Genomic DNA, 19,649 nt, shown 5'->3' with positions numbered 1-19,649 from the left:
GAATTCCCAGAATTAGCGGCCAAAAGGGGCGCATCCGCACGTTTGCGGCTGCGCCCCTGCGGGATTCGCTGAATTAACGGAAGGCCTCGGCGTGCTCGGCCGCCCACGACGCGAAGCTCCGCGCCGGGCGCCCGGTGACCCGCTCGACCGTGTCCGACACCGTCCTGCCCTCCACGGGCGTGTTCCCCAGGGCCTCAACGAGGAACGCGATGAGGTGCTCGTTCATGCCCTCCCCGGCCCACTTCGCGCGCGCCTCCTCGACGGTGAGCTCGACGAACGCGATCCCGCGGCCGACCGCCTCGGCGAGGATCGCGACCTTCTCCTTGATCCCGACGGCCTCGGGGCCGGTGATGACCAGCGTCTGCCCGTCGTACCCGCCCTCGAGCAGCACGGTCGCCGCGACTGCGCCGATGTCGGCGGGGTGGACCATCGCGCTGACCCTGTCGCCGAAGGGCTCGCGGATCGCGCCCTCGGCCTTGACCGGGCCGGCCCACCACATGAGCGTGTTCGACATGAACTCGACCGGGTGGAGGTAGGCCGTCTCGATCGCGCTGGCGGTGAGGGCCTGTTCGAGCGGGCCGGTCGCGATGCCCGCGAGGACGGTGGCGCGGCGGACGCCGGCCTGCTCGGCGAGGGCGACGAGCGCGGCGGGGTCGGGCAGCGGGGCGTTCGCGTCGCCCGCGAAGTTGATGAAGTGGACGGCGTCGACGTCTTTGAAGGCGTCGGCGAGGGTGTCGGGGGAGGCGAGGTCGCCGATGACGGTCTCGACGCCTTCGGGAAGGGCCGCTTCGGGGTTGCGGGTGAGGGCGCGGATCTGGACGTCGGCGTCGCGGGCGGTGAGCTGCTCGATGACGTTGCGGCCGACGGTGCCGGTGGCGCCGGTGACGAGGATGCGCATGGGGTTCTCCTTCTTCGAAAATCCGGAACGGAATGTCATGTTCCAATAATAGCAGAGCGGAATGATCTGTTCCAGTAGGGTCGCGGAGTTTTCTCAGGAGGTGGCGTGCTGGGCTCGGTGGGGCGCGGGCGGCGGCGCGGCGCCCGCGCGGCGGGTGTAGGGCGTGCCCCTTCCCACCCGCATCCGCCTCCGACCGACCGAAGAAATAGGACGACTCTCCCACGCGGGTCCGACACCGGCGCGTTTGCGCAGGTCGCGGCCGCGGCGGGTTAGGGCTCTCGCGGGTCGCCCGCCGTGATCAGGCCCGTCTCGTAGGCGCAGATCACCGCCTGGGCGCGGTCGCGCAGGCCGAGCTTGCTGAAGACCTTGCCGACGTGCGTCTTCACCGTCTGCTCCGACACGAACAGGGCCTTCGCGATCTCGGTGTTCGACAGGCCGCGCGCGATGAGGCGCAGGACCTCCTCCTCGCGCGGCGTCAGCGCATCCAGCTTCGCCGAGCGCCGCAGCGCGGGTTTCGCCTTGAACGACTGCTCGATCAACCGCCGCGTCACCGACGGCGCGAGCAGCGCATCCCCGGCCGCGACCACGCGTACCGCCGCGATCAGGTCCCCAGGCGGCGCGTCCTTCAGCAGGAACCCGCTGGCGCCCATGCGAAGCGCCTCGTACACGTAATCGTCGAGATCGAACGTGGTCAGCATGAGCACCCGCGGCCGCCGCTCCTCAGGCACCGACAGAATCCGCTTCGCCGCCTCGAGCCCGTCCATGACCGGCATGCGCACATCCATGAGCACCACGTCAGGCCGCAGCCGCGCCGTCTCCGTCACCGCACCCACACCGTCCTCGGCGTCGCCCACGACCTCGATGTCCGCCTGCGCGTTCAACAACGCCGCGAAACCGGCGCGCACCATCGCCTGGTCGTCGGCGATCAACACCTTGACCTGCACTACGACTCCTCTGCAGACGAACGGTCCTCGATCGGCAGCACCGCGCACACCCGGAAACCCCCGTCAACGGCCGGTCCGGTCTCCAGCGTCCCGCCGTCGAGCGAGACCCGCTCGCGCATCCCGACCAGGCCCAGCCCCGACCCGTGCGGATCAGGCGCCGACCCGCCCACCGGCGGCGGGCCGTTCACCACCGTAACCGTGACCCGCCCGTCCGCGGCGCCGACCTCAGCCACCGTCGCCGCCCCCGGCGCGTGCCGGACCACATTGCTCAACGCCTCCTGCACCACCCGGAACACCGTGAGCGCCACCGTCTCCGGCAGGTGCTCCGGCAGTTCGCCGACCAGCAGCTCCACCGGCGTCCCCGCCCGGACCACCGACTCCGCCAGGCCTCGCAGCGCCTCCGGGCCCGGCTGCGGCGCCCGCGCGCCCGCCTCGTCCTCGCTGCGCAGCACCCCCAGCAGCCGCCGCATCTCCGCCAGCGACTCGCGCGCCTGCCCGCTGATCGACCGGAACTCCGCCCTCGCCTCCTCACCGAGGTCCGCGAGCCGGTACTCCGCCGTCGACGACTGGACCGCGATCACCGACATGTGGTGCGCCACGATGTCGTGCAGCTCCCGCGCGATCCGCGTCCGCTCCTCCAGCAGCCGCCGCTGATGCCGCTCGCCCTCCGCGACCCGCTCCTCCTCGGCCACCCGCCGCCGCCCCTGCCGCCAGATCCGCACCGTGAACCCGATGATGAACGCCAGCGCACCCAGCAGCGCCCCGAGCGTCAGGCTGTCACCCGCGAGCCCCCCCGACGGCAGCTCCGCCGGAGCCGGACGCGGGTCGAACACCCCCGCGTTCGTCGCCCAGGTCACGTAGATCCCCGCCGCCGCATGCGAACACCACGCGAGCACCCCGTACCAGGCCCGGCGGTCCCGGCCCAGCGCGAAGATCACCACCAGGGCCGCGAACAGGTTCGTCGTAGTCAGCGGCCACGGCTCCCAGTACGAGATCGACGCGAAGAAGAACGTCACCGTGTACGAGCCCATGACCAGCAGCCACGCCTCGACCGGCCGGAACCGCGCCAAGACGACCGCCGCGCCCGTGGCGGCGGCGGGCAGCACCGACCAGGTGATCCCGTAGTTGCTGCTCAGCACCTGCTTCTCGATGAGGAAGAGGATCAGCCCGAACGGCACCGAACCCGGACCGACGAGCCCCAGCGTGGTCGTGAACCGCCAGCGCCACGTCCCCGATCCCGGCGGGGCCGCCGGGACCAGGTAGGAGACCACGGCCCGGACCGGGCTGTACGGAACGGGCTCGCGCTTCGATCGGGACTTCACGGCACCAACCTATGCCGCCCGCGGCCTGCGCGACCTCACTCCCGGGTACGGGCCGCCGCCGCCCGTCTCACCCCTGGGTATGAGAACCGAATCCACGCCGCGGACTGAGGGAACCGCACGTCCGCGCCCCTACCGTTCGCCGCATGATCCAGAACCTGCTCCGTTCGCGCGCAGCCGAAGTGACCGCCATGGCCGCCGTCGCGGCCAGCCAGGCCGGCTTCGCGGTGATGCACCTGACCCAGTCCGACGCGGTCGACCCGGTGGCGACACCGGTATCGAGCTACGCCCTGACCTGGCCCGGGATACTCCTCTTCCCCGCCTCCGTGCTGGCGCTCGCGCTGGCCTGCGCGATCCTCGCCGGGCGCGGGGTCGGGCTCGCCCGCGAGGGCTTCATCCGCTTCCTCCTCGGCTCGACCGCGGTGATGCTGCTGTGCGCGGCGGTCTTCCGGACCGGCACGCCCGAATCGGGGCTGACGTGGTGGGCGCAGATCCACCGCTACACGGCCGGGGCGGCGTTCGTGCTGCTCACCGTGGTCGCGGCGCTGTGCGCGATCCGCATGAAGGACGCCGACGTGCCCGACTGGGTGCGGCGCGGCACATGGTGGGTGACGGGGCTGGCGGCGCTGACGTTCCTGACGACGACGCTGAACACGTTCCTGCCGGGCTTCCTCGACGGCGGCGACTGGCGCGGGGTCGGGCAGCGGGTGCTGCTGGTGGTGCTCTCGGCGCTGGTGTGGATACTCGTCGCGAACTCGACGCGAGTCACCGTGCAGGCCGGGACGGCAACGCCCGCAACGGTTCCGGCCGGGGCGTCGGCGGTCGGTGCCGCCTCGCCGGCCGGGGCCGCGAGCGGTGTCGCGGCCGACGCGGTGCCCGCGCTGGCGGGGTCGCGGTCATGAGAGGGTCCGGGAAGCTGCGGGCCCGGTTGGGGCGGGCGCGGATGGCGCTGGGGAAGTGCGGGGAGCTGCGGCGCCAGGGGCCGGTGCGGGTGTGGCGCGACGGCGAGGTCTTCGGCGGGCGGCCGGAGGAGGCCCGGGAAGGGCCGTCCTTCGGCAGCTGGTTCTAGCGGCGCCCGGCGCCCCCGGGGTCGGGTGTGTCGGCGCGGAACCGCCCCCGGTTGCAATGGTCCCCTGGGGGTGCGACATCGGGTCGGGTTCGGCGCCCCCGGGGTCGGGTGTGTCGGGATCGAGCCGCCCCCGGTTTCGATGATCCTCCGGGGGTACGACATCGCTCAGATCGAGTTCGCGTACTGCTCGAAGGTGTCCGATCCGCCCTGGTAGAGGGTGAGGGCCTCATCGAGCTTCTCCTTCGCCTGCTGCCACTGGCCGAGGGCCTCGCCGGGCATGGCGCTGCCGGTGTCCTGGGTGGCTGCGGTACCGGCGCCGATGGCGTTGTCGGTCTGGGACTGGGCGCCTCCGATGGCGCCCATGGCCTCCTGGACCTGTTCGATCGCGCCCTGGATCTGCGACTTGATCTCCGCGGTGCTGGCCATGGGCCGCCTCCTCGCCTCGTAATGCTGTGGAGCATCACGGTAGTGGACACGGGGCGTTTTCCCGGGAGGACGCGTCGTCCGAACCGCACAGTTAAGTCACTTGACTGATATGCTGGGGTTCCGGCACGGACACGAGGAGGCGAGGCGATGCGCGGCACCGCGAAAGGCGCACGGGCGGCAGCGACCCGCGAAGCGATCCTCGACGCCGCCGAACGGATGTTCGCCGAACACGGGGTCGCGGCAGTCTCCGCCCGGCAGATCTCCGAGGCCGCCGGCCAGGGCAACAACACGGCCGTCGGCTACCACTTCGGCACCAAGACCGGCCTCGTGCGCGCCATCGTCGAGCGCCACATGGTCGCCGTCGAGGCCTTCCGCCAGGACCGCATCGCGGCCGTCGGCGACACGCCGAGCCTGCGCGACTGGGTCGAGTGCTTCGTCCTCCCGACCATGGCCCACCTCGACGGACTCGGCGACCCGACCTGGTTCGCGCGCTTCGCCGCCCAAGTCCTCGCCGACCCGTCGCTGCGCCCGATCGTGGAGGAGCAGTCCTTCGAGGCCCCCTCGATCCGGCAGGTCAAAGCGGGCATCGACCGCTACCTCACCGACCTCCCCCCGACCGTGCGCGCCGAACGCGACGACATGGTCCGCGAACTCATGGTCGTCGTCCCGGCCGTCCGCGAGGCCGCGCTGGCCGCGGGCCTGCCGACCGCCCGCCCCACCTGGCGCGAAGCGGGCCTCGGCCTGGTCGACGCCATCGTCGGCCTCTACCTCGCCGAGGTCACCGCCCCCGAAAGCTAGAGGAAGCTATGCGCGCCAGTAGGCCATCGAGTGCATGCGGTCCTTGGGGAAGCCGATCTCCTTGCGGGCGAAGGCGGTGAGGACGCGGGTGGACTTGGCCTCGGAGGCGATCCAGAAGTAGGACCGGGCGGGGTCGGCGGCGAGGTCCGGGAGCTCGGCGCGGACGCGGTCGACGAGGGCGCCGCCGTCGCGGGGGATGCGGTGGAGGTCGTGGTTCGCGTTGGTGCGGTAGGGGAGTTCGTCGTCGCCGGTGGTCTCGAACCAGATCGTGGCGGGGGTGTCGGGGAAGGCGTCGAGGAGCGAGTTGACGGCCGGGAGCGAAGCGGCGTCGCCGACGATGAGGAGGCGCTCGGGGGCGGGTTCGAGGGGTTCGAAACCGGTGCCGTAGACCGTGGCCTGGATGGTGTCGCCGGTCTGGGCCTTCTGGGACCAGTCGCTGGCGAGGCCGTTGTGCAGGGCGAACTCGATGGCGAAGGAGCCGTTCTCGCGGTCGGGGTCGACGAGGGTGTAGCCGCGCTGGTGGGGCTTGCCGTCGTTGTCGAACCAGAGGCGCACCCACATGGTCGGGTGGACGCCGAGTTCGGCGAGGAGGCCGCCGTCGGTGAAGGCGAGGCGGCGGTAGTGCTCGGTGATCTGCGTCGCGCCGGTGACGGTGAAGGTGAAGTCCTTGGCGCGCAGCAGCTTCAGTACTGCGCCCTCCCAGCCGTGGCCCATGCCCGTTCCCTTCTCGCAACCCTGTGCGAATCAGTGGTCTAACTCTTAGGTTAGACTAACCTAACTATGAGCTTCGTGTGCTACCGGGACGCCTGGGGCGTCCCCCATCTGCGCGCGGCCGATCCCCAGTCGCTCGCTTTCGCCCAGGGCCGCAACGCCGCCGCCGACCGCGCCTGGCAGCTGGAGACCCTCCGCCGCCGCGCGACCGGGACCTCGGCCGCCGTCTTCGGCGCCGAATGGCTGCCCTGGGACCGCCTCGCCCGCCAGACCGGCATCGTCGACGCGGCGAAGGCGGCGTTCGGGCGGCTCGACGCCGCGACCGCCGACTGGGTCGGCGCCTACACCGACGGCGTCAACGCGGCGCTGCCCGCGGCGGCCGCCGCCGCACCGGAGTTCCAAGCGCCCCCAGGGGTCTGGGAGCCGTGGACGCCGCTCGCCGTCTGGCACGCCGAGCACCTGCTCTTCGGGTCCGGGTTCCCCGCGAAGCTCTGGCGCGAGCGCGTCGTCGAGCACCTCGGGGAGGCCGCGGTAGGGCGGTTCGCCATGGACGGGCCCGCCCCGACCGGGTCGAACGGCTGGATCGTCGACGGGACCCTGACCGCCTCGGGCGCGCCGGTCGTCGCCGGAGACCCGCACCGGTTCCTGCAGCTCCCCGGCGCCTACCAGCAGATCAGACTGGCCTGCAGCGAGTTCGACGTCGTCGGCCTGGCGATGCCCGGCATCCCCGGGATCGCCCACTTCGGACACACCGGTGAGGTGGCGTGGGGGATCACCAACGCCATGGCCGACACGCAGGACCTCTTCCACGAGCGGCTGCGCCGCACCGGGAACGGCACGGTCGAGGCGTTCGGGCCCGACGGCTGGGAACCCGCACGCTCCTGGACCGAGACCATCGAGGTCGCCGGGGCCGAACCCGCCACGGTCGAAGTGATCTGCACCGATCGCGGGTCCGTCATCGCCGACGACGACGGGACCGCGCTGAGCCTGCGCAGCCCCCTCCACGCCGAACCCGAGATCGGGTTCGCCGCCCTGCCGAAACTCCTCCGGGCCCGCACGGTCGCCGATATCGATGCCGCCCTTGACGGATGGGTGCTCCCGGTGAACGTGGTCATGGCCGCCGACACCGCGGGCGGCCTGCTGCACCGCGTCGCCGGGCGCGTCCCCGAACGGGACGCCGCCAACCTCGTGCGCCCCGTCCCCGCCTGGGAGCCGCAGTACGCCTGGCGCGGATGGAAGCCGTTGAGCGCCAAGGAGGTCCGCGGGTTCGCGGCCATGGCGAACGACCGCGGCATCTCCGGTGACCTCGGCGTCGAGTTCTGCGCGCCCCACCGGGTCGAGCGGATCAGCGCGCTCCTCGGCGGCCGCGACGACTGGGCCGCCGCCGACATGGCCGAGATCCACGCCGACACGTACCTGCCCACGGCCCCGCCGCTCATCGCGCTCCTGTCCAAACTGGAGTTGCGCGCGGACGCTGCGCGGCTTCGCGACCGGCTGCTCGCCTGGGACTGCCGCATGGACGCCGACAGCACCGACGCCGCCGCGTTCGCCCGCTTCCGGGCCGCGTTCATCCGCGCCCTCGCTGGCCTGCCGGTCTTCGCCCCGCTCGCCGCGCCCTCGCGCTACCCCGAGGTGTTCGCGCCCTGGCTCGTCCTCGAAGTCCGCATCGGGTTCGCCCTGGAGCACCTGCTCGACGGCGACCTCGTCACCCCGGTAGAACGCGACACCGCACTGCGGGAAGCGATCGAGGAGGCCGCGGCCGAACCGCCCGCCGCCTGGGGCGATATCCACCGGCTCGTGCCCTGGCGCGACATCGACCCGCCCGAAGCGATCACCGGCATGTCCGGCGACGCCGACTGCGTCCTGTCGACCTCCGGCGCCCCAGGGATCACCGAGGACTTCGCGCGCGGCCCCGCCGCCCGCTGGGCGTGGGACCTCGCCGACCGCGAGCAGAGCCGCTGGATCGTCCCCTTCGGAGCGTCAGGCGCCCCCGGGCCGCACTACCGCGACCAGTTCCCGCTGTGGCGGGACGGGGAGCTCGCCCCCGTCGTCACCGATTGGCAACGGCTACAGGAGGAGTACCGCATGATCGACCGCCCCGCAGTGTTCGCGAAGCACCTCGACGGCTTCGGCACCGTGTCCATCGTGCCCGTCCGGCCCGAAGAGGACCTCGACCTCATCTACGGATGGGTCACCGAGGAACGCGCCCGCTTCTGGGGGATGACCGGGCATACCCGCGAGTACGTGCTCGAGATCTACGAATACCTCGACTCGCTCGACACCCACCACTCGTACCTGCTGCTGCGCGACGGCGAACCCGTGGCGCTCTTCCAGACCTACGAGCCCGCCGCCGACCCCGTCGGCGAGTGCTACGAGGTCGAGCCCGGCGACATCGGCGCGCACCTCCTCGTCGCCGCCGCGGGCGCCAGCGCCCGGGTCGGCTTCACCGGCGCCCTCATGGGCGTCCTCGCCGCGTTCCTCTTCGCCGACCCCGCGCACCGGCGCATCGTCGTCGAACCCGACGCCCGCAACAAGCAGGCCGCGGCCCGCATGCGCCGCACCGGGTTCACCCTCGGGCCCGAGATCGACGTCGAAGGCAAACGCGCGCAGCTCGCCTTCCTCCGCCGCGAGGACGCACCCTGCGAGCTGCGCCGAGCGCTGTAAGCAGCGGCCCCCGGCACTGGCGCGCAGTGCCGGGGGCCGCTGTGGGGAATCCAGAGGTTCCGCAGCTCAGGTCCCAATCTCGGGCTGCGGGCCGCTGAATTCGTTCAGGAGGGCCGGGACGGCCGCGGCCGGATCGGCGCGGTAGTCGTAGAAGTCGTGCGGGTCGAACGCGTCGCCCTGCTCGCGGATGACGTCGCCCCACGTGCAGTCCACGGTGATGTTCCCGCGCTGCACCAGCTCGCCCTCCACTGTGTAGTAGGGGTTGTGCGTGCCCCGGTAGAAGCTGTTCTCGATCACCGCGCTGGTCTTGCCGCGCACGTAGTTCCCGTACGCCGAGGCGTTCTCCAGGTAGTTGTTGTACATGTGCAGGTTCGCGATGTTGTCCGCGCTCGGGTTGCGCTGCACGGTGTTGCGGAACCAGTTGTGGTGGATCGTGATCTGCGAGGTCACGTTCGGCGTCCACCCGATCCCGAACGTCTTGTTGTTGTCGAAGAACCGGTTCCAGGAGACGGTGAGGAACGTCGTGTCCTTGCGGCTGTCGAGCAGCCCGTCGTTCATGCGCGTCAGCGTGTTGTGGTCGATCCAGATGTGGTCGGCCGTGTCCAGCTGGATCGCGTCGAAGTCGTACAGCTTGTCGTCCGGGTCGTCCTCGGGCATGAGCGTGTCCCGGATCGTCAGGTTCCGGATGATGACATTGTGGACGCCGGTGCCGAGGAAGAACCCGCCGCCGACGATCTCGCCGGACGCGCCGACCCCGACGATCGTCTTGTCGGAGGCGACCTTCAGCTCGGTTCCCTTGGGCTCTATGGCGATCGCGCCGGTCACGCGGATGACGTAGGGCGCCTCGGCGGTGACGTACTCCTGGAGCTCGGCCATGGTGTCGGCCTCGACGACGGCGCCGCCCTCGCCGCCCGTGGTCGGGCCGCGGCCCAGGCCCGGGAGGGACGCGAAGCCGTCCGCGGTGTCGGACCAGCCCTGGCGGGGGCGGCTCGGGGGCTCGGCGGCGGCGCCCGGGGCGGCGGCGAGGCCGGCGAGCACGAGTCCCGCGGCGGCCGCGGTCGCGACGGCTCGGCGCAGCTTCCTTGCAGGCCAAGGATTCATGTGACGCTCCTATCGGTGGGGGTGGCGTCTGCCCGGCCCAGCCTAGGCGCGGTCATCGATTTGCGTCAATGGGTTGCCAAAACTTCCGACTAATTTTTTTCATGACTTGACATAACCTGGCTCACAGCCCTAACCTGGTCCCACTTATCGAGTCCGATCGATACCCCCACCCCTCGTCCGCGTGAAGGGACCCCCAGCGTGACCACTGAACGACCCCCCGCCTCCGGCTCGGAGCTCAACCGCCGCAACCTCATGAAGCTCTCCGGCCTCGGCCTGGCCGCCGTCCCCGGGCTCGCCGCCTGCGGGCGCGGCTTCGGCGGTGGCGGCGACGACGAGAGCGGCGACGGCGTCACCCTCAACATGGTCTGGTGGGGCGACGCCACCCGGGCCGAGAAGACGCAGGCCGCCCTCGACATCTTCATGGAGGCCAACCCCGGCATCACGATCGAGGTCGAGTACCAGGACTCCGGCCCCTACCAGGACAAGCTCGCCACCCGGTTCGCCGCGAACGACGCGCCCGACCTCATGGCGATGCGCATGGACTCGCTGCGCGAGTACGCCGACCGGGGCGCGCTCCTGGACCTCAACGAGTACGGCGACGACATCGACCTGAGCGGCCTCAGCGAGAACGCGGCCAACCTGGCCGAAGTGGACGGTTCGGTGTTCGGTGTTCCGGCCGGGCTCAACGCGGTCGGGTTCGTCGTGCGCAAGGACTTCGCCGAGCAGTACGGCGTGGCCGTCCCCGACGGGGACACCTGGAGCTGGGACGACCTCGCGACGTTCGCGCAGGCCGTCAGCGACGCCTCCGGCAAGGAGGTCTACGGCACCGGGTACGACGTGCAGACCCTCCAGAACCTCGTGGTGTGGGTGCGCCAGCAGGGCGAGGACCTGTTCACCGAGGACGGGAAGCTCGGCGTCTCGGCGGCCACTATGGAGGCCTGGTTCACCATGGCCGACGGGATGCGCCAGTCCGGCGCGTACCCGCCCGCGGGGTTCTTCGAGGAGATCGGCGGCGGCCCCGAGGCGTCCTATATCGCGCAGGGCAAGCTCGCGTCGCAGATCATCCCCACCAACAACTTCCTGGGCTACAACGCGGCCTGCGGCGGGAACCTCGCGCTGCTGCGCATCCCCGGCGAGACCCAGGCCGTGCGGCGGGGGCAATCGGTTGACTGCCCGCACCTGTGGTCGGTCGCGTCGGCCTCGAAGCACCCCAAGGAGGCCGTGAAGCTCCTGGACTTCCTCACCAACGACCCTGAGGCCTCGCTCGCCACCGGCACCACCCGCGGCGTCCCCGCGAGTGCCGCTGTGGCGGAAGAGATCAAGGATGCGCTGGAGCCGGACGACCTGGTCGCCACCGAGTACCTCATGGGCCTGCAGGGCGAGGACCTGCCGCGCTCGTACACGTACCCGCCCGGGGGCAGCGCGATCGCCGACTTCCTCGACGTGATCGCCGTCGAGGTCGAGTTCGGCCGCCAGTCGGCCGCCGACGGGGCCGCCCAGTTCATCACCGAGGCGACGGCGGCGATCGAAGGGTGACGACCGCGCCGACCAAGACCGCCGTCATGCCGGGGGCGGTCGCCCCTCCTGCGCCGCAAGTTCAGCGGCGCAGGAGGGCGCGAAAGGACCGGGCGGGCTACCTGTTCCTGCTGCCGTGGTTCATCGGGATGCTCTTCACCGTCGTCCCGTTCTTCGCGTCGCTGTACCTGGCGTTCACCGACTACAACCTGCTGAACGCTCCGAAGTGGATCGGCCTCGAGAACTTCGCGGACATGTTCCGCGACCCGGTGCTGCTGAAGTCGCTGCAGGTCACGTTCGTGTACACGTTCGTGTCGGTGCCGCTGTCGCTCGCGGCCGCGCTCGGCGTCGCGATGATCCTCAACCGCGGCATCCGGGGCCTGCCCTGGTACCGGGCCGTGTTCTACCTGCCCTCGCTGCTCGGCGCGAGCGTCGCCGTGGTCCTGTTGTGGCGGTACGTGTTCGGGTTCGACGGGATCGTGAACGCGTTCCTCGGGTGGTTCGGGATCGACGCGATCTCGTGGACCTCCGACCCCGACTACGCGCTGACGACGCTGATCATCCTGCACATCTGGACGTTCGGGTCGCCCATGGTGATCTTCCTGGCCGGGCTGCGGCAGATCCCGGTCATGTACTACGAGGCCGCCGCCGTCGACGGCGCGTCGAAATGGCGCCGGTTCCGGTCGATCACCCTGCCGCTCTTGAGTCCCATCATCTTCTTCAACCTGATCCAGTCGCTCATCGCCTCGTTCCAGACGTTCACGCAGGGCTTCGTGATGAACAACGGCGGCGGCGGACCGGCGAACTCCACATTGTTCTACAACCTCTACCTGTACCAGCAGGGGTTCAACCAGTTCAACATGGGCTACGCCTCGGCGATGGCCTGGACCCTGCTCGTCATCATCGCCGTGTTCACCGCGATCACCTTCTTCACCGCCAAGTACTGGGTCAACTACGACAGCTGAGGTCCCGCCAATGTCCACGACCTTGCCAACCCCGCGGGTCAAGAAGTCCGATGAGGACACCGACGCGCTCATCGAGCGCCTCGGCAGCACCCGCAAGAGCCGCTTCTCCCGGCACGTGATCCTGTGCGTCATCGGCCTGGTCATGATGTACCCGCTGCTGTGGCTCGTCTCCAGCTCGCTCAAACCGAACGACCTGATCTTCTCGGACCTGTCGCTGTGGCCGGCCGAGTGGAGCCCGTCGAACTACACCGACGGCTGGACCGCGCTCGAATACGACTTCGGGATCTACTTCTCGAACTCCATCATCATCGTCGTCCTCAGCATCGTCGGGAACCTGTTCTCCTGCTCCCTCGCGGCGTACGGGTTCGCGCGGCTCAACTTCACCGGCCGCAAGCTGTTCTTCGCCCTCATGCTCGGCACCATGATGCTCCCGGGCCACGTGCTGCTCATCCCGCAGTACATCCTCTTCGCGAAACTCGGGTGGCTCAACACGTACTACCCGCTGCTGGTGCCGAACTTCCTGGCCACCAACGCGTTCTACATCTTCCTCATGGTGCAGTTCATGCGCTCGCTCCCGCAGGAGCTCGACGACGCGGCCCGCATCGACGGCTGCGGACCGTTCCGCACCTTCTGGAGCATCATCCTGCCGCTGTGCCGCCCCGCGTTCGCGACCACCGCGATCTTCACGTTCATCTCGGTGTGGAACGAGTTCTTCGGGCCGCTGCTGTACCTGACCGACCCGGAGCTGTACACGGTGCCGCTGGCTCTGCGCCAGTTCATCGACTCCGAAGGCCAGTCGCAGTGGGGCCAGATGTTCGCCATGTCGGTACTCTCGCTCGCGCCCATCATCGGCTTCTTCATCGCCGGGCAGAAGTACCTGGTCAAAGGCATCGCCACCACCGGCCTCAAATAACGAACGGGAACACCTTGCCACACTTCTTCTTGAAGCGCAGCAGCTCCGACAACGGCGACGGCACGTACCGGAACCCGGTCCTGCGGGCCGACTGGTCCGACCCCGACGCCATCCGCGTCGGCGACGACTTCTACATGACCGCCTCCAGCTTCCACCGCGTCCCCGGCCTCCCGGTCCTCCACAGCCGCGACCTCGTGAACTGGACCATCGTCGGCCACGCGCTCGAACGGCTCGTGCCCGAAGAAGCGTTCCAGACCCCGCAGCGCGGCGGCGGCGTCTGGGCCCCGGCCCTGCGCCACCACGCCCGCCGGTACTGGATCGTCTACCCCGACCCCGACCGGGGCCTGTTCGTCACCAGCGCCGAGGACCCGGCAGGGGAGTGGACCACCCCGCATTTGCTGAAGGGCGGCAAGGGACTCATCGACCCGTGTCCCCTGTGGGCATCCGACGGGTCGGCCTATCTCGTCCACGGCTGGGCCAAGAGCCGCGCCGGGATCAACAACCGGCTCACCGTCCACCGCATGAACGAGGACGCCACCGAACTGCTGGATGAAGGCACCGTCGCCATCGACGGCGACCGGCTGCCCGGGTACCGGACCCTCGAAGGCCCCAAGTTCTACGAACGCGACGGCTGGTACTGGATCTTCGCCCCCGCCGGAGGCGTCACCGACGGCTGGCAGTCCGCGTTCCGCTCCCGCGACCCCTTCGGGCCCTACGAGGACCGCATCGTCCTCGAACAAGGCGACACCGCCGTCAACGGCCCCCACCAGGGCGCCTGGGTGACCACATCGGACGGCAGCGACTGGTTCCTGCACTTCCAGGACCAAGGTCCGTTCGGACGCGTCGTCCACCTCCAACCCATGCACTGGGACGACGAAGGCTGGCCCGTCATCGGCGACAACGGGACCCCGGTTATCGTGCACCCCAAGCCTGTTGACGGCGAAAAACCCGCCGCACCCGACACCTCCGACGACTTCACCCACGGCATCGGCCCGCAATGGACCTGGCAGGCCAACCCCGAACCCGGCTGGGCCGCAACCGACCAGGGCCTGCGGCTCACCTGCGTCCCCGGCGGCACCGCCGACCTGCGCCACCTCCCCAACCTCCTCGGCCAGCGCCTCCCCGGCGGCGGCTGCCGCGCCGAAACCACCCTCCGCCTCGAAGACGCCCCGCCCGGCGCCACGGCGGGCCTCGCCGTCGTCGGCGACACCTACGCCTGGATCGGCCTCGCCCGCACCCCCGGCAACACCGTCCTCACCTGCCGCACTGCCGAAGCCGGAGCACCCGCGCTCCGCAACGGCCGCGAGCGGCCGGTCGCGACCGGCGGCGACACCCCTGTGAGGGTGGGCGTCGACGTCGATCCGACCGGCCGCTGCCAGTTCTTCGCCGCACTCCCCGGCGAAGCACCCCAACCGGTCGGCGAACCGTTCCAAGCCACCCAAGGACGCTGGGTCGGCGCGGCCCTCGGCCTGTTCGCCGCCACCGCCGGGACCGAGCCGCGCGGCGGCACCGCCCTGTTCGACGCCGTGCGGATCACCGACGCACATGCCTGACACCCTGCAACAGACCCGCCCGCTCATCCTCGGCGGCCAGACCGTCGCCGAATACGTATGGCGACCCCACCTCCCGAACACCCTGTCGCCCCGCCCCTTCCTCCACCCCGTGCGCACCCTCGCCGGAACCGTCGTCACCGAGGCCATGCCGCCCGACCACCTCCACCACCTCGGCGTCAGCATCGCCGTCCCCGACGCTGGCGGCGCGAACTTCTGGGGCGGACGCACCTACGTCCGCGGACAGGGCTCCATCCCGCTCCCCAACCACGGCGTGCAGCGCCACCACCGGTGGGAGGCCAGCACCGACGCCCTCCTCGCCCACGAACTCCACTGGATCGGCCCCGACGGCACCGTCCTCCTACGCGAACGCCGCCGCATCGCCGCCCGCCCCGTCGACGACCGCGCCTGGGCCCTCGACTTCCGCTACACCCTCCACAACGCCACCGAAACACCCCTCGAGATCTCCAGCCCAGGCGTCAAAGGCCGAGGCGGCGCCGGATACGGCGGCTTCTTCTGGCGCGCCCCCCGCGGCACCCACGGCGTTCAAGTCCTCGGCCCCGGCACCCACGGCACCGAACGCCTCCACGGCACCCCCGCCCCCTGGATCGCCCTGCGCACCAACGGCACCGAACCCTGGACCCTCGTCCTCATCGACATCGCCTCCCACCGCGAACCCTGGTTCGTCCGCGGCGGCGACTACGTCGGCGCCGGACCCGCCCTCGCCTGGACCGAGCCCCTGACAGCCGCCCCGGGCGACGGCCCCCGGCGTCGTATCATCACGGTAGTCGCCGACGGCGACCTCAGCTCCCGAGCAATCGAGCTCCTGGTCGAAGCCGTCGCGGCAAGCCCCGCACCCCGCGAGGCCTAAGTGATTGGAGCCGCAATGGAGCACTCCGGCACTGTCCGCGCACTCGACGCCGACCAGCCCCTCGGCCTCCACGTCGACGGCCGCGAAGTCGCCAGCTACGTCTGGCGCTCCGACCTGCCCGCCTCCACCGCGCCCCGCCCCTTCCTCCACCCCGTGCGCACCCTCGCCGGCACCGTCGTCACCGACGCCCGACCCCACTCCCACACCCACCAGCTCGGCATCAGCATCGCCGCCCCCGACATCGGCGGCCGCAACTTCTGGGGCGGCCGCACCTTCGTCGCCGGACACGGCCCCGCCTGGCTCGACGACCACGGCGCCCAACGCCACCGGCGCTGGCTGCGGCACACCGAATCCGAGCTCGCGCACACCCTGCACTGGGTCGACCAGGAGGGCGCGGCGCTGCTCAGCGAGCGGCGCGCGATCGCCTGCGTCCCTTTGACCCCGGAGGCCTGGACGCTCTCGGTGCAGACCCGGCTCGCCAACGCCACCGACCGGCCGCTGCCGATCCGCAGCCCCGCCGCGCTCGGGCGCGTCGGCGCCGGATACGGCGGGTTCTTCTGGCGCGGCCCGGCCGTGGGCGGGCAGGTGCGCGTACAGAGCCCCGCCGGGACCGGCGTGCGCGCCGTACACGGCACGACCGCACCGTGGCTCACCGTCTCCGGCACCAGCAGCAGTGCAGAGTGGACGATGCTGTTCGTGCCCGCCGACGCGACCACCGCACAGGACCGCTGGTTCGTGCGCGCCCGCGACTACCTCGGCGTCGGCTCATCGCTCACATGGGACCGTCCACTCGTCCTCGAACCCGGAGAGCAGATCGAACGGCATATCCTCGCTGTCGTGGCAGACGGCAACCTCACCGAAGACGCGGCCGCCGCGCTCGCCGAAGCAGCGCGGCCACCGGCATGAACCCGGCCCGCGCGAACGACCCCGCCCGGCAGGAACGCCTGCGCGCGTTGAACCTCGAACTCGTCTTCCGGCACGTCCTCGCCGCCGAGGCCCCCCTCTCGCGCACCGAGCTCGCCGCCGCCACCGGCCTCACCCGGCCCACCATCACCCGCATCGTCGAAGAGCTCATCGCCGGACGCCTCGTCACCGAGACCGGCGCGACCCCCGACGGCCGGGCCGGGCGCCCCCGCATGGGACTCACCCTCTCCCGCACCGGCCCCGCCGGGCTCGGGCTCGACATCCGCACCGACGGCCTCGCCGCGTGCGTCGTCGACCTCACCGGGACCGTGCGCCACCTCGCGTTCGCGCCGTGCACCGACACCGAAGCGCCCGCCGTCCTCGAACGCCTGGGCCGCATGGCGACCGACGCCACCAGCGCCGCGGCCGCCGAAGGCCTCACCGTCGTCACCGCGACCCTCGCCGTCCCCGGCCCCACCGACGCCGGGCTCGTCCGCACCGCCCCCTCGTTGGGCTGGCGAGACGTAGACGCGGGAACCCTCCTCGCCGAACACCTGAGCCACCTCAACGTCTCAACCAATGTGGACAACGAGGCGAACCTTGCCGCCCGAGGTGAACTCCACCGCGCCACCCCCGACCACTTCCTCTATATCTCAGGCGGACTCGACATCGGCGCCGGCATCATCCTCGACCGCCGCCTCATGCGCGGCTCCCACGGCTGGGGCGGCGAACTCGGCCACCTCACCGTCGACCCCGACGGCAAACCCTGCCGCTGCGGCTCCCGCGGCTGCCTCCAGACCTACGCCAGCCTCGCCGCGATCCTCGACGGCGAAACCCTCCCCGTCGGCCTCACCGCCGACGCCGCCCTCCTCGCCTGGGCCGACGCCGGCCGCCCCGAGACCATCGCCGCCCTCGACACCGCCGCCACCGCCCTCGGCATCGCCGTCGCCAACGTCCTCAACCTCCTCGACATCGACACCGTCCTCCTCGGCGGCAGCTTCGCCCTCCTCTCCTCCTGGCTCATCACCGGCGTCGAAACCGAGATCAACCAGCGCGTCCTCTCCGCCCGCTGGACCCCCGTCACCGTGCGCCCCGCGACCCTCGGCCCCGACGCCGCCGCCATCGGCGCCGCCATGGCCGTCATCGACCGCATCCGCCGCGACCCGACCGAATGGCTCGCCTCCGGACGGTGACACGACCCGCCCCGACACGGCAGGATGAGCGGAGAGCAAAGGAGGCGTGCAATGACGCACCAGCCCGGTGGCGACCACACCGCCAGCACCCGAACCGACCACGCCATAGACGGCCCCGGCCAAGGGACCCTCTCGATCGCCGCCATCCTCGCCGAGACCGCCCGCCGCCGCCCCGACGCCCCGGCCCTCCACTTCATGGGCCAGACCGTCACCTATGGCGAGCTCTGGAACCAGACCCGCGCCTACGCGGGCGCGCTGGCCGCGCGCGGCATCGGCCCCGGCTCCCGCGTCGCCATGATCATCCCGAACGTCCCCGACTTCCCCCGCGTCTACTACGCGGCCCTCGCCCTCGGCGCGGTGGTCATCCCCATCCACCTGCTCTTCAAAGCCGACGAGATCCGCTTCGTCCTCGAAGACGCCGAAGCCGACCTGGTCGTCGCCGCCGCCCCGATGCTCCCCGAAGCGGCCCCCGCCGCCGACCTCGCAGGCGTCCCCCTCCTCACCGTCCTCGCCCCCGACGGACTCGAACTAGAAGGCCGCCCGGTCGCCCGCCTCGAAGACGAAGCCGCGACCGCCGACCCCATCGCCCGGTACGCCTCCGTCCACCCGCTCGCCGCCGCCACGATCCTCTACACCTCCGGCACCACCGGCACCCCCAAAGGCGCGGTCGGCTCCCACCTCGCCGTCATCGAGCAGGTCCACACCGGACTCCTCGACACGTTCGAGTACCGCCCCGACGACGTGCTCTACGGCGGCCTCCCGTTCTTCCACACCTTCGGCCAGACCGTGGTCCTCAACGCCGGTTTCCGCCGCGGCGCCGCGATCATCCTCCTCCCGCGGTTCGACCCGGACGAAGCCCTTGCACTCCTGGTCCGCCACAAAGCAACCGTCTTCGCCGGGGTCCCCACCAACTACGCCGCGATGGTCACCGCCGCCGCCCGCACCCCCGACCGGCCCCCGCTGCGCATCGCGATCTCCGGCGGCGCGGCCCTCCCGACCGCGCTCCTGGAGGCGTTCGAGGCCGCCTACGGCGCCCAGGTCCACGAGGGCTACGGGCTCACCGAGACCTCCCCGGTCGCCAGCTTCAACCTCGTCTCCGAACCGATCCGGCCCGGCACGGTCGGCAAGTCCATCTGGGGCGTCGACGTCGCGGTCGCCGACCCCGAGACCGAAGGCCGCATCGACCTCCTCCCGCCGGACACCCTGGGTGAGATCGTGGTGCGCGGCCACAACCTCATGAAGGGCTACCTCGGCCGCCCCGACGCCACCGCGGCGGCGGTCGTCGACGGCTGGTTCCGCACCGGCGACCTGGGCACTGTGGACGACGACGGTGTGATCCGGATCGTGGACCGCAAGAAGGACATGATCATCCGCAACGGCTACAACGTCTACCCGACTGAGGTAGAGGCCGTGCTCTCCCGGCACCCGGAGGTCGCGCTCGCGGCGGTCTTCGGTGTCCCGCACGAGGAGCACGGCCAGGAAGTCCACGCCGCGATCGTCCCGGCCGAAGGCGCCGAGCCCGATCCGGCCGGGCTCGTCGACTACGTGAAAGCGAAGATCGCCGCGTACAAATACCCCCGCGTCGTCCACGTGGTCGAGGCGCTACCGCTGGGGCCGAGCGGCAAGATCCTCAAGCGGGAGCTCCAGCGTCTCTACGGTGCTGCGCCTGAGGAGTGATGTTGTTGTCGTGCTGCGCTACTGCTGAGGCGTGATCTTGTTGTGGCGGGGGGGGGGGGGGGGGGGGGGGGGGGGTGGGAGGGGGGGGGGGGGGGGGGGGGAGGGGGGGGGGGAGGGGAGGGGGGGGGGGGA

The 19,649-nt window shown here is 71.2% G+C and carries 18 protein-coding genes; 12 read left to right on the top strand and 6 right to left on the bottom strand.

Annotation, left to right across the window (positions count from 1 at the left end; genetic code table 11):
- Positions 1-73 precede the first annotated feature (73 nt).
- The 3 genes from ACZ60M_RS23685 to ACZ60M_RS23675 form a co-directional block, all read right to left on the bottom strand.
- Positions 74-898 (bottom strand): NAD(P)H-binding protein, encoded by an 825-nt coding sequence (locus tag ACZ60M_RS23685; protein ID WP_465421427.1) that lies wholly within the window; start codon positions 896-898, stop codon positions 74-76.
- Between the two features lie 269 nt (positions 899-1,167).
- Positions 1,168-1,842, bottom strand: coding sequence for a response regulator (locus ACZ60M_RS23680; RefSeq protein WP_465421426.1), 675 nt, complete (start codon positions 1,840-1,842; stop codon positions 1,168-1,170).
- Positions 1,842-3,164: a sensor histidine kinase gene (locus ACZ60M_RS23675; RefSeq protein WP_465421424.1), complete on the bottom strand. Its 1,323-nt coding sequence runs from the start codon at positions 3,162-3,164 to the stop codon at positions 1,842-1,844. The genes ACZ60M_RS23680 and ACZ60M_RS23675 overlap by 1 nt, the downstream gene beginning before the upstream one ends.
- Before the next feature lie 143 nt (positions 3,165-3,307).
- On the opposite strand from ACZ60M_RS23675, the gene ACZ60M_RS23670 reads away from it, so the two are divergent.
- Positions 3,308-4,063 (top strand): DUF998 domain-containing protein, encoded by a 756-nt coding sequence (locus tag ACZ60M_RS23670; protein WP_465421422.1) that lies wholly within the window; start codon positions 3,308-3,310, stop codon positions 4,061-4,063.
- 41 nt (positions 4,064-4,104) lie between these two features.
- The gene (locus ACZ60M_RS23665) at positions 4,105-4,230 is read left to right on the top strand and encodes a hypothetical protein (protein WP_465421420.1); all 126 of its coding nucleotides are present in this window, start codon (positions 4,105-4,107) and stop codon (positions 4,228-4,230) included.
- A gap of 165 nt (positions 4,231-4,395) precedes the next feature.
- On the opposite strand, the gene ACZ60M_RS23660 is transcribed toward ACZ60M_RS23665, so the two are convergent.
- Positions 4,396-4,656 (bottom strand): hypothetical protein, encoded by a 261-nt coding sequence (locus ACZ60M_RS23660; protein WP_465421419.1) that lies wholly within the window; start codon positions 4,654-4,656, stop codon positions 4,396-4,398.
- A 147-nt stretch (positions 4,657-4,803) separates the two neighbouring features.
- On the opposite strand from ACZ60M_RS23660, the gene ACZ60M_RS23655 reads away from it, so the two are divergent.
- Positions 4,804-5,454, top strand: coding sequence for a TetR/AcrR family transcriptional regulator (locus ACZ60M_RS23655; RefSeq protein WP_465421417.1), 651 nt, complete (start codon positions 4,804-4,806; stop codon positions 5,452-5,454).
- A 6-nt stretch (positions 5,455-5,460) separates the two neighbouring features.
- Here ACZ60M_RS23655 and ACZ60M_RS23650 read toward each other — a convergent pair whose 3' ends face one another.
- Positions 5,461-6,168 carry a siderophore-interacting protein gene (locus ACZ60M_RS23650; protein ID WP_465421415.1) on the bottom strand — a complete coding sequence of 236 codons (708 nt, stop codon included), beginning with the start codon at positions 6,166-6,168 and terminating at the stop codon, positions 5,461-5,463.
- A gap of 66 nt (positions 6,169-6,234) precedes the next feature.
- Here ACZ60M_RS23650 and ACZ60M_RS23645 point away from each other — a divergent pair, with 66 nt between their 5' ends.
- The gene (locus ACZ60M_RS23645; RefSeq protein WP_465421414.1) at positions 6,235-8,829 is read left to right on the top strand and encodes a GNAT family N-acetyltransferase; all 2,595 of its coding nucleotides are present in this window, start codon (positions 6,235-6,237) and stop codon (positions 8,827-8,829) included.
- A 66-nt stretch (positions 8,830-8,895) separates the two neighbouring features.
- On the opposite strand, the gene ACZ60M_RS23640 is transcribed toward ACZ60M_RS23645, so the two are convergent.
- Positions 8,896-9,930, bottom strand: a complete 1,035-nt coding sequence (locus tag ACZ60M_RS23640) for a pectate lyase family protein (protein ID WP_465421412.1) — start codon at positions 9,928-9,930, stop codon at positions 8,896-8,898.
- Positions 9,931-10,128: 198 nt separating this feature from the next.
- Between ACZ60M_RS23640 and ACZ60M_RS23635 the strand changes: the two genes are divergently transcribed.
- The 8 genes from ACZ60M_RS23635 to ACZ60M_RS23600 are packed head-to-tail and all read left to right on the top strand — an operon-like array spanning position 10,129 to position 19,517.
- Positions 10,129-11,466, top strand: a complete 1,338-nt coding sequence (locus tag ACZ60M_RS23635; RefSeq protein ID WP_465421410.1) for an ABC transporter substrate-binding protein — start codon at positions 10,129-10,131, stop codon at positions 11,464-11,466.
- 26 nt (positions 11,467-11,492) lie between these two features.
- Entirely contained in the window at positions 11,493-12,410 is a 918-nt protein-coding gene (locus ACZ60M_RS23630) for a carbohydrate ABC transporter permease (protein ID WP_465421443.1), read from the top strand.
- A 10-nt stretch (positions 12,411-12,420) separates the two neighbouring features.
- Complete coding sequence (locus ACZ60M_RS23625) at positions 12,421-13,323, top strand: carbohydrate ABC transporter permease (protein WP_465421408.1); 903 nt, start codon at positions 12,421-12,423, stop codon at positions 13,321-13,323.
- 29 nt (positions 13,324-13,352) lie between these two features.
- Positions 13,353-14,876: a glycoside hydrolase family 43 protein gene (locus ACZ60M_RS23620; protein ID WP_465421406.1), complete on the top strand. Its 1,524-nt coding sequence runs from the start codon at positions 13,353-13,355 to the stop codon at positions 14,874-14,876.
- The gene (locus ACZ60M_RS23615; protein WP_465421404.1) at positions 14,869-15,744 is read left to right on the top strand and encodes a DUF6807 domain-containing protein; all 876 of its coding nucleotides are present in this window, start codon (positions 14,869-14,871) and stop codon (positions 15,742-15,744) included. Before ACZ60M_RS23620 ends, ACZ60M_RS23615 begins: the two co-directional genes overlap by 8 nt.
- Before the next feature lie 15 nt (positions 15,745-15,759).
- The gene (locus ACZ60M_RS23610) at positions 15,760-16,650 is read left to right on the top strand and encodes a DUF6807 domain-containing protein (protein ID WP_465421402.1); all 891 of its coding nucleotides are present in this window, start codon (positions 15,760-15,762) and stop codon (positions 16,648-16,650) included.
- Complete coding sequence (locus tag ACZ60M_RS23605; protein ID WP_465421400.1) at positions 16,647-17,840, top strand: ROK family transcriptional regulator; 1,194 nt, start codon at positions 16,647-16,649, stop codon at positions 17,838-17,840. Before ACZ60M_RS23610 ends, ACZ60M_RS23605 begins: the two co-directional genes overlap by 4 nt.
- A 51-nt stretch (positions 17,841-17,891) precedes the next feature.
- Positions 17,892-19,517: a long-chain-fatty-acid--CoA ligase gene (locus ACZ60M_RS23600; protein WP_465421398.1), complete on the top strand. Its 1,626-nt coding sequence runs from the start codon at positions 17,892-17,894 to the stop codon at positions 19,515-19,517.
- Positions 19,518-19,649: the final 132 nt, after the last annotated feature.

Source organism: Glycomyces sp. NPDC050141 (assembly GCF_055586545.1).
Note: the sequence above shows the minus strand (reverse complement) of the source record. Positions and strands in the feature narration are given on the sequence as shown.